Source organism: Salisediminibacterium halotolerans (genome assembly GCF_003814815.1).
Classification (GTDB): Bacteria; Bacillota; Bacilli; order Bacillales; family Salisediminibacteriaceae; genus Salisediminibacterium; species Salisediminibacterium halotolerans.
Map to the genome: position 1 here is coordinate 247,834 of NZ_RKQQ01000001.1, position 14,743 is coordinate 262,576.

Genomic DNA, 14,743 nt, shown 5'->3' on the forward strand with positions numbered 1-14,743 from the left:
TTATTTGGACTCATTCACTGCCGCATGAAAAGCTTTAAAAGTTTTTCCGGACAAAAAATCTTCCGTAAGCTTAGCTTCAGCTTCCAGGTAAGCCAGTCCCAGCCAATAATCTGTTTCACTATTCATTTCATGATAATTTCCCGGTTTCGGTGTGAACTCGCCAAGGACAAGTTTATTCTTGGTTTTAAGAAAATCAATTCTCATAAATGGCGCGGGGATTTCTTTGCTTAATCCTTCAGCGGTTAACAAATCCTCTGCTGAGAAGCCGCGTCCGGCAAAGCGCTCATCTTCGTATTTTCCTGTAATCACTTTCTTGCCGTTCACATCCCACCAGCAAAACTCCGTCCGTTCAGAACGGTTGACTTCTAAAATTAATTTTACCTCACCGTAAAAACAATAGAATTTCAAATCACGCGCCGGTTCTCCGTTTTCCTCTACGATATGCTCTTCGAGGTACCATTTATCTTCATGCACATCACCGGAAAGAAGATCTTCTGTCATAGCCTCGCGCCATTCGTTTTCAGAATTTAAAAACTGACCGTCCCTTATCCGCTGAATTTGATTGGCTGAAAAAACTCGGTAAACTCCTCTTGATCCCGCAGCATCAACCGGTTTCACAACGGAAGCAGATGTAAGCGGAACAGCTGCTGCCGAAGTATACACTTCAGAAATACCGGGGCGTACAATATTCAATTCATCGGCCAGCCGGTAAGCTGTTAAACGGTCATCCAATGCATTCTCCGCACTGTCATCTTCCATAAGCCTTTTGGCCGTTTGAAAAGCAAGGCTCGCGTTGAAAGAAGCTGGCCAGGGGCAACTGTTTGAAGACGTTTCTAAAATGATCCGTGAATATTTCTCCGACAACGTGCGCAGATCGAAGCTTTTATATAGCTGTTCAAAAATCATCTGCTTAACATCTGCATCTTGATGATGAACATAACGATCGGCGACCGCTTGTAAAAATTCTGTATCAGCTTCTTTTCTTTCCTGTATTTCATTTAATTTTATCATGATCGTGCGTAAACTTGGGTCATGATTTTCCATTTCTTTAACAAGCGCTCTCGAATCTTTTGCGCGCTCGTCTTCGATAGAACGGGTAAGAAAAGCTGCCTTTTTTTCAGCTGCCTCCAGCTTCTCTTGCAAACGCCGGTTTTGTTCAACAAGAAATGCGTTCTCCCGTTTTTCATTTTGCAATTCCTGTTTTAGCTTGGGAAACAAAGCCTGCATCCCTTTTATCGGCTTCACAACCAGTTTCCCAGCACGATATCGATTACTTTTTACAATTTGATCGGACCGCTTTATCAATCGTTTCTTTTCATTGGAGCGCCTTTTCATGCCGGCCTGATCATTCAATTTATTATGAATCGCTTCATAATCTTTTGTCATGATTTATCTCTCCAATAAGCCGTTTAATGTGGTGTTCGTAACCGAAATTTTCCTTGGCAAATTGCCTCGCCGCACATGTTGCGGACTGATAGGTTTTCTCATCTGCTATTAGCTCTTGTATTGCTGGTTTCACTTCTTCCGGCTTCGCATACACGGCCCCTGAACCGAATAGTTCTTTGTACTTCGGATCTAATATGACCGGAACACCCGCGGCCATGGCTTCTAATACGGATCGCCCAAATGCTTCCACCCACTCCGAATGGGTATAATATACATACACATCTATTTCTTGCAAAAACTCATGCGGCTTAACCGAACCAAATGGATAAACTATCCAATTACCAGGGATTGCACCGAGAATCTTTTCTGCTGCCGAAGCGCCGCCAAGGACACGGACCTGATAGGTTTCATCTTTCGGGTAAATCAAATTCATTAACTCCGCTGTTTCCGGCCACTTCACATATTGATCTCGAGAATGACGGCCGATTCGGACTTGATTGACATTTGGTTGATGAGCAGGCCGATGCCACTCTTCAACATTAATGATATTTACCCAATCATCTGCGGACAGCGGGATTTTGGTTATTTCTTCGCTGTGCTGCTCTGCTAAAATTTTTCTTACTTGCGGTCCAATCGGATGCCATATTCCGGAATGACCAAAGTATGAACGCAGATGCGCCATGGTGTTTTGAAAATCGTACAGTCGATTCTCAGAACCGGTATAATCTCTCATCGGCGGCTGATTAATAATGACATACACATCTTCTGCGTATATTTCAGGAACATACCTTTGCCATTCCTGTAAAATTGGCGGGTGCCTCACAATAAGCTTGTCGCAAGTCACTTGTTCGCCATAAGTAACCACCTCAACATCTAAACCATTGACTTGCTCACGCACTAACGGATTCCACTCTTCACGAGAATCCAGATCATAACGATAAAGCTGGACTAACCCTGTCTTCATGCCAAACGTTCGCTGGGCTTTAATTTCTTCGATGTTGCTCATATTTGTCCCGCCCAACAGCCGGAAATCCGAAGCAATAATGACATCAAAATGTCTGATGGCTTCTTTTTTACGTTCAGGCTTTAACGGTTCCGGGATCGGAAAAGGACGTTCAGTCATCGGAAACGAGTACTTCAAACTTGTCGCTTGATTATGAAAATGTCGATAGGATTGCACATACTCCTTACGGATACCGTAAAAGTAACCTTGATACCCAAAGGAAGTACTGCCGGTTAACGAACGGCTGCTTTGACGGAGAAAGGAGTAAACGCCTGCTTTTAAATCCGCGACGGCCTCTTTTCCAAACACCTCTTTCAACCGCTGCTTAAATTCACCATCAGCTCCGAATCGAACGGAGTCCCAATAGCCTAAATGTTCTTGAACCGGTTTCTTGCGAAACATTAACGAAGACATATTCGGATAAATATAATAGCCTGCCTTTAATCTTCGCGTTACATGAAAGTCTTCCGTTACACGTACTTGACTCGATGTATTTGCGATAACATCCGGGTTCTCTAGAAGGTGATTAACTTGATAAGCAATTTTTTCCGGATGCGTCCAATCATCAGCATCTTGGACGGTAACAAACTCTCCTGAAGCTTCGTTCAGCCCTGTATTACGAGCTGCATAAGGACCGCTGTTACTAGCCAGCTTTTTGAGGCGAATTCTCGGGTCCGCTTCCATCCAAGCCCTTACTTCCTCAATAGTGCCGTCATCACTTTGATCATCAATGACAATGATTTCAAGGTTTCTCCATGTTTGCTTTACGATGCTTCGAAGACTGGTCCCGATCGTTTTTTCTGCATTATAAACCGGAACGAGAACGGTAACGAGCGGGCCGTCGTCAATATACGAAGATTGAGAGCTGTCTAATTGATCGTAATAGCAGTCTGAAGCAATGTTCGTGTTTAAAAATACCGGTTCCTGACCGTTTGTTCTTAACAAAAGATTTAATAAGTTTATTTTTGTTTCGATTGAGTCTGTTAAGTTCATGCTCTCTAACAGATAATCGTTATGAGGCTCTTTTTTCATCGCATCAGTAATCAATGCATAAGCCCGTTTATGATCATGTAAACTGCGTAACAGCTCGGATTTCAGCAAATTCACATTTCTTTTCGACACATTAGGCTTTGGTTTGGTTTCTGCTAGTTCGAACCAGTCCATTGCTTTACGCTTTTCATTCAAACCATCTTGATTCGCATGCCACACAGCTAGTTCCCAAGAAGCCAGTCCTAACAAATAAGGATTATCCGACCAAGAAACTATCGATTTCAGTTCATTGATCACTGCCGTTTCAAATCCGTGCTCATATAACTTTTTTTTCAATTGATTTATTTGTTTTTTTGCTTTTTGTTTCCGCTGGCGTTTACTGAAGACGTCACGAAAAGCTCTTTTCCCTTTGGCAATTTTAACGATTTGTCTTGTTAAGTGTTTAGCCTTCGCCGCTTTATCAAAAAGTAATCCGGGAAAACCGTTTTCAATTTCTGCGAAACTTACCTCAAGTTCACGAAGGTTTTTACGTTGCCGATCAATTTCTTCGTTTGCTGCTATGTTTAAATCAGTCTCGAATCGTTTCATGGTTTCCCCCTTTCAAGCGGGAAATGTGTTTTGTATAGCCGAAATGCTCTTCAACATAATTGAATGCTTTTTCGACTTGGTTTTGATAAAATTCAGGATTATCCATAAGTTCACGAACAGTCTGTTCCACATTTTCAGGTTCGGCATATAATGCCGCTTCCCCGAACAAAACCTTGTATTTAGGTTCAATAATCACCGGTACACCGGTTGCCATCGCTTCGATGATGACTCGTCCAAACGCCTCTACCCATCCGGAATGCGTATAATAAACATATACATCTAACTCATGTAAAAATTCCTTTGGAGTCAATTCATCGAACTGATATACAGTCCAATTCTTAGGAAGAGAGCCATTCATGATAGTCTTTGCTGTTTTTGCGCCGCCTAAAACGCGAATCTCAAAATCGGCGGATTCTGGATACACTTGCTTTAATATTTCTTCATCTTCCGGCCATTTCACCATTTGATCTCTTGAATGACGGCCTATTCGTATCGATTTTTCCCTGGTATAGTCTGACGGCCGCCGCCACTCATCAATATTTATGATATTTAACCAATCTTTCTCAGCCAAAGGAATATCATGAAGTTCCTCTTTGTGCTCGGTCAATAAAATTTCTCGAATCCGGGGACCGATTGGATACCACGTTCCCTTCTTGCCGAAATAGGACTCTAAATTACGAAGGTTCTTATCAAAAGAGTACAAACGATGTTTTTCTTCTTCGTAATCGCGCAGCGGGGTTTGATTTATAATGACATGAATATTTTTCGCCTCGATGTTCGGGACATAGCGCTGCCATTCTTCCAGCGCAGGCGGATGGCGTACAATTAATATGTCACAAGTGACATGTTCGCCGTAGACAATTTTTTCAACCCATTCGCCATCAATCCATTCCCGCACATGGGGATTCATACTCTCTGCTTTATTTAAATCGTACCTGGATAACTGTACAAGTCCCGTTTTGAGACCGTTTGATTTTTGCGCTTTTATCTCTTCAATGTTTGTCATATTTGTTCCGCCTGTCAAACGAAATTCAGAAGCAATAATAACGTCAAAATGGCGGATTGCCTCTTTTGATCGTCCAGGTTTCATCGGTTCAGGAACGGGAAAAGGGCGATCTTGTTGCGGAAAGTCATAAAACAGCGATCCGCCTTGCTCCCGGTAAAATGTATGGGCTTCATCGTACTCCTGCCTTGCTCCCATAAAGAAACCCGGGAAACCAAAAACGGAGTTTCCCGTTAATGATTCCTCAGTAGACCGTAATAACGACAACGGAGGCCCTTCAAGATAAGCCAAACTTTTTTCACCAAAGCTAGCTTTAAGTCGAGCTACAAATTCTGAATCGCCGGCAAATCGAACAGAATCCCAATAGCCGAGCTGTTCAAGCACTTTATCTTTGCGAAACATCAGCGACGAAAAGTTAGGAAAAACATAAATTCCAAATTTCCCTCTGCGTGAAAAAGAAAGATCATTTGAAACACGGGCATGATTACTGAAGTTGCCGATAATCCGCTTATTTTTCTCTAAATGCCTCACTTGCACTTCGATTTTTTCCGGATGGCTCCAATCGTCCGAATCATTAATTGTTATGTAATCACCTTCTGCTACTTTCAAAGCAATATTGCGCGCTGCATAAGGGCCGCTGTTTCTATCCGTTTGCAGCAGCGTGATTCGCGAATCTTTTTCCACCCAACTCTGTACGGTTTCTTTTGTTCGATCCGTACTGCAGTCATCGACGACGAGCAACTCAATATTTCGCCATGTTTGTTTCATAATTGACCGTATCGCGGTATTGATGTACGTTTCTGCATTATAGGCAGGCATGATGATCGATACTTTAGGTCCGTAAGAATATGGAGTGACCTTCTCAGAAGGTACTGATGCATCAAGTTGATCATAAAGGGGGAATTTTACGTAATCTCTGTTAAAAAACACAGGTGCATAATTAGATGATATATATTCTTCATTGATGAAATTCAATTTGCCGTGTGAAGTTTGTTCGAGGTTCGCCTTGGCATACCGCACATCTATATGCTTATCCTGATCGTACAGCTTTTGCAGTGTGCGAGCTGCAGTATCGCGTTCATCTAAAGACAGTAAAGATTCTGATACCATGATGATTAGCCGGCGCAATTGCGGCTTATCTTTTTCCAGCTTTAAAAGACATTCACCGATTTCCAGAGAACGTAAACGGGAAGCTCTATCGCCAGAATTCTCATACCACTGCATCAACTCATAACCAGCCAACCGAGACAACTCGATATCCTCAGCTTGAGAAAAAGTGTCTTCCAAGTCGGCCACCGCTTTTTCCTCAAACCCAAGCGTCGTCAATTTATAGTTCAGTCTTTTTATTTTTTCCATCCGTTTACGCTGTTCACCTGAACCTAATAACCGACGGATACGCTGTTTTTGATTTTCTGAAAGGTAAGCAGACATTTTTGCCTTTTGGTCTGATGATACCCATTGAAAAATAGATTTCTCAATCATACGAACAGCTGTCTGTTTTAGATTGATCATTTCATTTCCTCCAATTTTCGTTGCGCCTTTAATTCTTCAACGCGGGCCTGGTATTTTTCGACCGCCTCATCAGGATCACCGTCGTACATGATTCTGCCTTGTTCCATCCAAATGACCCGGTTGCACATTTTTCGGGCAACACCCATGCTGTGTGTAACAATGAGTACCGCTTTTGATTGTCCCATGATCTCCTGGATTTTTTCGCTTGCTTTTTGTTTAAAAGCCATGTCACCTGTTGATAAGGCTTCATCAATAATAAAGACATCCGGTTTTAAAATCGCCGCAATACTGAAACCGAGACGTGCCCGCATACCGCTTGAATACGTTTTGACTGCGCGGTCAATGTGTTTTTCCAGTTCGGCGAATGCAACGATTTCATCATGCATCGCTTCGATCCGTTCTTTGGAAATCCCTAAGAGCATTCCATTTAAATAAATGTTATCTGTCCCGGACAGTTGTTCATTAAAACCTGCGCCGTAACTTAACAATGATGTCGTTTCTCCTTCTACTGTCAAACTTCCCTCATCAGGGACCAAAATATTTGTTAAAGCTCGGCATAACGTCGTTTTCCCTGCGCCGTTATGACCGATAATGCCGACAACTTGACCTTCCTTCACTTTAAAATTCAAATCTCTTAATGCCCAAAAATCATCTTTATTAATTTTAAAATGTACGCCCAGGTTGTCCGCTTCAATAACGGTTCTATTTTTCACTGTGGTTTCAATTTTTTCCAATTCAATTTTTGTTGATTTTCTCGCCCTTTTAGGTACTGTTTTTTTATATTCACGAATCATTTCAGCTGGATCGCCGGCACCGCGAACTTCACCTTTTTCCAGCCACAACAGCCGGTCACAATTCTTCTTCGCATAGTTCAAACTGTGGGTGACGATAATGACCATTTTGGCTTTTCCGACAAGTTCACGCATTTTCTCTGCTGCTTTTTCGCCAAAGCGGCGATCACCGGTATTTAACGCCTCGTCTAAAATTAATATTTCTGGCTCTAAATGCGATGCGACACTGAAACCAAGGCGCGCCTTCATTCCGCTGGAATAATACTTCATCGGACGTTCAAAGAATTCATCGAGCTCGGAAAACTCTTTTATAATCTCGATATATTCACGAATAAACTTTTTCTCGACTCCGAGCATCATACCGTTTAAATACACATTCTCCCGGCCGGTTAATTCTTTGTTAAAACCCATTCCCATGGAAAATAGTGATGAGACTTTGCCGTCTATGGAAAGCTCGCCTTGATCCGGTTTAATAATCCCGGTTAACAATTTACACAATGTCGTTTTTCCTGAGCCGTTCGAGCCGATAATTCCGAGGATCTCGCCTTCATATCCAGTGAAATCGATATCTTTGAGCGGCCAAAAAACTTCTTTACCTTTTGATTTTTTGTCAGCAGAAAAAAGATCCATCATTCTCGATTTATAATCATCTGTCGATCCTGTATTAAAATAAAGCCCGAGGTTTTTGGCCTCAATAACTTTATTAGCTTCTTCCTTTAGAGTATTCATCTACATACCCCTCTTTATAATGCTTTAATAATTTTATGCTCATTATTGCTGTAATATTTCAGCATCCCGAATAAAACAAGAGCAGATACAACCGTAATTACGAAAAGTCCTGTGAAATTCGGCATTTGTTGATACATGAGGATATCGCGGTACGACTCTATAATAATCGCTACCGGATTAATCTCTACGACCCATTGGTATTCATCCGGCAAGCGTCCGCCTTCCCAAATGATTGGCGAAGAATAAAAGAACACCCGGGTCACATGAGAAAGCAAATGCTCCATATCTCTTATGAAAATCGTTACATAAGCCAAAATAAATGACACGGCGATCAGCAAAATCAGCTGTACGATTATGATTAACGGAAGAAAGATCACTTCCCATCCTGGCATAATGCCGTACACAACTAGAAAGATCGCCACGACAATAATTCCAAACCCAAAGTTAAATAGTTGTGTGAACGTGAACGCTAACGGAAACATTGATTTCGGCATATATACTTGATTAATAATTGAACTGTATTTCAAAATCGATTTAGAAGATGTATTAATCGTTGTACTGATCCAGCGCCATGCAACCAGTCCAATAACAAGAAAAACAGCAAAATTTTCCCCGCCGCGACCTAAGATCGTCGACACTAAAAAGTAGTAAATTACAACATTTAACAAGGGGTCTAAGAGCCACCAAAAATACCCTAAGAAACTATTTCTATGTTCGGCTTTTAAACCTGAACGAACCAGATAAAAAAGTAAATCTTTTCGCTTAAAAATTTCCAATAAATACGTCCGCATTTTGATTCCGACACCGCCTAACTTGTTCTTCTCTGTTTTTAACTGCTGTACTTCGTCAGCTTATTTACTGCAAAATGACTGAAATAATAAAGGCTTTTTATCAACGAAAGCTCTTCAACTTCTCGATATACCCGCCAGTTCAATTTTGCCATTTCTAACTTGTTGCTCGAAAGAGACTTCGTCAACTCCCTGTATTTAGCAAGCGGACGATTGATTCCGTAGGCGGGGAAACCGCTTTTCGCTAATTCGAGCCAAAGGACATAATCCTGCCTGGCTTTGATCGGTTTCATATACCGCTCTCCTGTTTGCTGCTGATCAATCATCACTGTTAAGCAGCCAATATCATTATGCTTCAACATATCAGCATAAGACAACTGCTTAGGTGCTTGAATCGTTCTGTCAATATCATTGCCGTTTTCATCAACTGTTATATAAGAGGTGAACGAAAACGCCCAGCTCCGCCTCAGCATTTCATATAATTGTATTTCAAGCTTTTCCGGAAACCACATATCATCGCTGTCAAGAAAAGCAATAAAACGTCCTCGTGCCTGCTGTAAAGATATATTTCTCGCATGAGCGGCTCCGTGATTCGTTTCTAAAGCAACTAATTTAATACGGGAATCGTCCTCTTCATATTTTTTAATAATATTGATTGTGCCGTCCTTAGAAGCGTCATCTGTAATGATCATCTCCCAATTCGAATACGTTTGCGCTAAAACTGAGTCTATTGTTTGTCCGATAAACCGTTCTGCAAAATATGTCGGCGTAATGACAGATACTAAAGGCGAATCAGAAGCTGTATTCATCATTTCACTTATCCAGTTCCTTTCTTCCTGTTTTCGTATAAGGCTATTAACTTCTCTGCCTGAACTCGCCAGTTCAACGTTTCAAGCACCGCTGTAAAGCCATTTTCACCCATTTCTCGAGCTTCTTCCGGATTGTCACGCAAGTAATTGACTGCTTCTTTAATCTGCTCAGGAGAATCTGGATCGACTGTTAACCCGCAATTATACTTGTGCATAAATGCTTTCCACTCCGGGAAATTGGAGCAGACGACAGGCAAACCGTGATACATATATTCAAAAAACTTGGTCAGTTCTTTTCGGCGGTAATGATCTGAATCGGGAAACAGAGCTACACCGGCGATCCAACGGTCTGCTAAATAGTACTCATCGATCTCACCTTTAGGGATGAAGCGGTCCACACCTACTACGGTTAAATGATCCGAAAATGACCCGGCTGCGTCTTTCATTGCCTTATATAAATGAGCCGGGCACTTGCCAACCATCGTTACATCAATCCCTTCAAGGTGGATCGGCAGCAGAGCATGCTGAAAAGCCCCTCGATCCTCGGTTATGTTCCCAGTATATAATAGTTCATGGTTGTTCGCGAAATCTCTTGGGGTTCGAGGGCTGTCTGCATTTTCAATTCGAGGATAATTCAAAATTTGCGTACCGTCAGGATATTTTTCTTGATAATATTTTTCTGCAAGGACGATCTCCATCCCTTTAACAGCCCAATTTTCTATTCGTTTATATAAAAAACTCATCATCTTGCGAATCGGATAAGTAAAATATTCTCGCGTTACAATACCTGTTTCATAATCTTCATGAATGTCATAGACCACTTTATTGCTTGGCTTTTTTAAAAATTTAGCAAAAGGCAGAAATTCCGGATCATGAAAATGATAAATATCCGCCTTCATTTTTTTCGCTGTTAAGTAAGCTTGTATGGGTGTCAGAAACATACTGATGAATCTTCTCTTAGCACTCCTAAGCCCTATGTAATTCACACCAGAAACATTATTCGGTACATCATTATACTTTTTCGCAATCAACGTCACATCATAACCCGCATCAGCCAAGGACTGACATTCTTTTAGCATGATTCTCGGATCGAGCGGATGGTGGACGGTGGTAATGTGCACAATTTTTTTTGCTGTCATCTATTGATCACCCTTGTCCTTTCGATCCGGTCAATACTTTTTGAAATACTTGTTCATACTCTTTGACAATCTTATCAGCTCTAAATTGGTTAGCTCGGGTTACCCCCGCGGAAATATCTTTCTGTTGCTCTGTATCTGTTTTTTTCAACTGTTTAATCATCGCCGCAGCCATTTGCTGATCGTCACCGACCGGACATAGATAACCGTATTTCCCATCGGCTAATACTTCAGCAGGCCCGGATTTGCAGTTTGCAGATACAACGGGTGTTCCTGCTGCTAAAGACTCTGCTAAGACGTGGCTAAATCCTTCATGTTTTGAACTTAAAACAAACAAATCCGCTCGAGCAAAATAGTTATACGGGTTATGTTGAAAACCGATAAAATGAACGGATTTATCAACGCCAAATTCTCTCGCCTGTTCTTCCAGTTCCGCCTGCAAATGCCCCTCTCCTAAAATTACCAGTCTTGCCGGCAGTTCTTTTTTCACTGCTGCAAAAGCCCGCAACAATGTCGCATGATCTTTTTGTTCAACCAACCTTCCGGCGGTAATGATCACTTTTTCTTCTGTTTCGTAGATCTCATAATGATCATCTGGCAAATTTTCCGCTGCAAGCGTTTGGATTGCGGCAACGTCCACAGGATTATAGACGACTTCAATATCTTTGGGTTTCAATTTATATTTTTTAGCTAAATTGTTTTTCACGCCTTGTGATAATGAAACTACTTGATCACTGAACCGATAAACTATGCCGTAGATAGGCAGCGTTATGTCGACTTTCCATGTCCCGCCTAAATTATCAGCTTCTCGGACAATGTTTTTTGCTTTGGAAAAAGACAGGAGTTTTGCAATCGTTGCGATCGCATTCACTCGATGTATGGTGCTGAAAACGATATCGACATCATGCTTTCTAATCAGCTTCGCCAATTTAAAAACCGTACGGCTCAAGCGTTTCGTCGGCAGTTTGATCAGCGGAATATCACTGTCAATCAAATGTTCGTAAGAACCGTTTACATTTAATGTCACAACCATTGGCTCATACTCATCTCGATTAAGATTATTCATAATATTAAGTAACGTCCGGGCAGCCCCCCCGGCACCCATTTCATATATGAAAAAAACAATTTTTGTCCGCTTCATCGATCGATCCGCCTTTCTGTGATTCCATCTGCAACAATTAATGATATCATATTTTTATGCGGACTTCCGCGATACTTCCTGTTCATTTTATTCAGAGGTGATAGTTTATGTCCAGCACATCCCGTACTATTACTGTTATCGGCCTCAAGTATGCAGACCTTCCATCAAAGAAAACGTAGCCGATCCATGAGATTTAAAAGGAATCGATATTATCCGAGCATTAAAAATTACATTATTAAAATAGCGTATTGATATATCTAATTATTTCAAAAAAACTGACAGATTTCTCTGTCAGTCTTAGACTGTAGACAAACTATATTTTGATGTCAGCCATGAATCCACTACCCTCCGCTTGCCCCGGGCAAGGACTCAGCTAGTATTCGGCGGTCTAAGACCGCCGAATACGGATCTTCGTCTCTTGCTTTCCCGGAGGTGTCGGAGGAGTGGATGCATGGCTTCTTTTTTATGAATACACTCGATTCAAAAAAGAGGATGACCCAGCATCCCGGCTTTCTCCTGCGGGATAGCGAGACAGGCGAGACACTGCAGGGCATCAGCCCGAAGCGGCTCGGCGCTCGTCCGCGGACTAGTAAGACACGGCGAAGTCTTATTGAGCCGATGTCGCAGTGATACCTTCAGGTGAAAGAAGCCGGACGATGCGTAGTCATCCGTTCCTTTTAATATGACTTCGATCGATGTCATGACTTTGTCAACACTCTGAAACTGACAGATTTCTCTGTCAGTCTTTCTTGTGACTCTTCACTCCATCTCCGCCCAAATTTCATTCGCCAAATCGACGGCATAGCCGCTGCCGCCGTGATCTTCTGCATTTTGCACCATCACCGTCATAATGTAGTCATTGTTACCGGCATCGGCGCTGACATACCAGCCGATCTGTTCGCCGTCTTCAGCGCTGTCCGATTTTAATTCCGCTGTTCCTGTTTTGCCGATCAGTTCGCGGTCGTGCCCGTTTTCATCGCGATAAGCGGTGCCGTCCTCAGCTTGCACGACACTCGCTAATGACTCTTTCACCGTCGAAGCGGTTGCTTCACTGATGACACTCTCATTCACTTCTCCTTCCTCTGTAAGGCCGGGAAGCTGCCAATCGCCGCCATTTGTAAAAAGCGAATACAGCGACGTCATATGAACCGGGGAAATCAAAATTTCACCTTGTCCGTACCCGGTATCAGCCAACAAAACATCGCGGTCGAGCTCGTCGCTGACAAGCTGTGATGTATACAGCGGATAATCCGTCGCCAAATTTTCTCCGAAACCGAAGTCTTCCGCCCAGGCCGTCATCGTCTCCTCGCCGTATTCACGCGCGAGCTGGGCAAAATAAATATTGTCCGACAGTTTCATCGCCGTATCCAGATCGATTTCAGTTTCCGAATCATTGACGCGCCGCACTTCGTAATCGCCCCAGCCGGCATCTTCCGGCTGCCACGTCTCGCCTTCGATCGTAACGGCTTCATTTGCATCCAACAAGTCCTCTTCTAAGCCGATCGCCGCCGTCAGCGGTTTGAACACCGATCCGGGCGAGTACACGTTTTGAAACCGGTTTTCAAAGAGCAAATCTGTCTCTTCATACTCTTCCGCCTGTTCATCCGGAAGCCCCAAATACCGAAGCGACGAATCGTAAGAAGGCTGACTGACAAGCGTACGCAGTTCGCCTGTCGACTGCTCCATGACAACGACAGCCGCTGAGTCTTCGCCGACCTTATCGGTGACCATCGTTTGCATCGCCGAATCAATCGTTAAATCGAAGTCCTCTCCGGCTTCTGCTTCTTCACTGCCGAGTTCTTCCCGGACTTCATCGTTTTCTGTCATAATCGACAGCGTCCCCCCCCGTTCACCGCGGAGATCTTCTTCGAAATGCGCTTCCAAACCGCTGCGGCCGATAGCAGATTCGGCGTCATAATAACCCTCTTCGTCTTCTTCGAGATCTTCTGCCGTCACATTCCCGATATAGCCGATCAAATGCGCAGCGTCACGGCTGAGCGGATACTCCCTTCCCTCTGCAGACTCAAGCAAGACACCGTCAACCTCAAGCAGCTCATCTGTCCGTTCATCTTCCGCGCCGATCATTTGCACAGGCGCAGCCCATTCCGGTTCATCCGGATACGCATTCGCTGCTTCCACTGCTCTCTCGTCATCGATATTCAAAATTTCGGCGACCTCTTCCGCACTTGCGTCCGTATCGTCCGTGCTGTCAGGCACAATACTGACTTGATACACTTCTCCGTTGATCGCAAGCGGATCGCCTTCGCTGCCGTAAATTTCGCCGCGTTCAGGCGACTCGGTCGCATACGAGACAGTATCCGTCACCGCTTCCATGCCGGGCATGAAATGATCCGGCTCCCATGCGATCCGCCAGGAAATCACCTCACCGTCTTCCGTTTCTTCTGTCTGCCGCTGCATATTGACCGCGAGTGTATACGTGATCTCGCCGACGATCGTATCCATCGCGACCTCCACGGGAATGTCAAATGACTCCGTTTCTTCCGCATCAATCTCGTGTTCTTCAAAAAAGCCTTCATCAAACGACAGCTCTGTCATTTCGATCAAAAGCTCATCATAAACTTCCTCGTAACGCTCGGCAAAATCCCATTCTGCACCATCAACCGTTTCTTGCGACGCTTCTGTCATCTGTTCATACATTTGCGCGCCGTCTTGAGCTTCCCAGCTGTCTAAATACGCTTGCAACGCATCTTCAGGATGTTCCGGCTCCTCCGAAGAACAACCCGCCAACATAACTGCCGCTGCTAAAAACCACATGATTCTTTTTATCATTTATGTATTCCCCCTCCAACTTGCCACTGTACTTTTATAGGCATTATTTACCACTCTACCACAGCAGTAAAAATAAA

General features: G+C 43.2%; 10 protein-coding genes. All 10 read right to left on the bottom strand.

Annotated features, from left to right (window positions below; translation table 11 throughout):
* Positions 1–1,386, bottom strand: coding sequence for an ATP-grasp fold amidoligase family protein (locus EDD67_RS01155; RefSeq protein WP_121439350.1), 1,386 nt, complete (start codon positions 1,384–1,386; stop codon positions 1–3).
* Positions 1,370–3,967, bottom strand: a complete 2,598-nt coding sequence (locus EDD67_RS01160) for a glycosyltransferase (protein WP_121439351.1) — start codon at positions 3,965–3,967, stop codon at positions 1,370–1,372. Before EDD67_RS01160 ends, EDD67_RS01155 begins: the two co-directional genes overlap by 17 nt.
* Entirely contained in the window at positions 3,948–6,482 is a 2,535-nt protein-coding gene (locus tag EDD67_RS01165; protein ID WP_121439352.1) for a glycosyltransferase, read from the bottom strand. Before EDD67_RS01165 ends, EDD67_RS01160 begins: the two co-directional genes overlap by 20 nt.
* Complete coding sequence (locus EDD67_RS01170; RefSeq protein ID WP_121439353.1) at positions 6,479–8,002, bottom strand: ABC transporter ATP-binding protein; 1,524 nt, start codon at positions 8,000–8,002, stop codon at positions 6,479–6,481. The genes EDD67_RS01165 and EDD67_RS01170 overlap by 4 nt, the downstream gene beginning before the upstream one ends.
* A 14-nt stretch (positions 8,003–8,016) precedes the next feature.
* Positions 8,017–8,793: an ABC transporter permease gene (locus tag EDD67_RS01175; protein WP_121439354.1), complete on the bottom strand. Its 777-nt coding sequence runs from the start codon at positions 8,791–8,793 to the stop codon at positions 8,017–8,019.
* Positions 8,794–8,831: 38 nt separating this feature from the next.
* Positions 8,832–9,599, bottom strand: a complete 768-nt coding sequence (locus EDD67_RS01180; RefSeq protein WP_186805979.1) for a glycosyltransferase family 2 protein — start codon at positions 9,597–9,599, stop codon at positions 8,832–8,834.
* Positions 9,600–9,607: 8 nt separating this feature from the next.
* Positions 9,608–10,657: a glycosyltransferase gene (locus tag EDD67_RS01185; RefSeq protein WP_242005955.1), complete on the bottom strand. Its 1,050-nt coding sequence runs from the start codon at positions 10,655–10,657 to the stop codon at positions 9,608–9,610.
* An 88-nt stretch (positions 10,658–10,745) separates the two neighbouring features.
* Positions 10,746–11,876, bottom strand: a complete 1,131-nt coding sequence (locus tag EDD67_RS01190; protein ID WP_121439357.1) for a glycosyltransferase — start codon at positions 11,874–11,876, stop codon at positions 10,746–10,748.
* 480 nt (positions 11,877–12,356) lie between these two features.
* Positions 12,357–12,578, bottom strand: coding sequence for a hypothetical protein (locus tag EDD67_RS01195; protein WP_123875788.1), 222 nt, complete (start codon positions 12,576–12,578; stop codon positions 12,357–12,359).
* A 57-nt stretch (positions 12,579–12,635) separates the two neighbouring features.
* Entirely contained in the window at positions 12,636–14,666 is a 2,031-nt protein-coding gene (locus EDD67_RS01200; protein ID WP_121439359.1) for a penicillin-binding transpeptidase domain-containing protein, read from the bottom strand.
* Between the last annotated feature and the right edge of the window lie 77 nt (positions 14,667–14,743).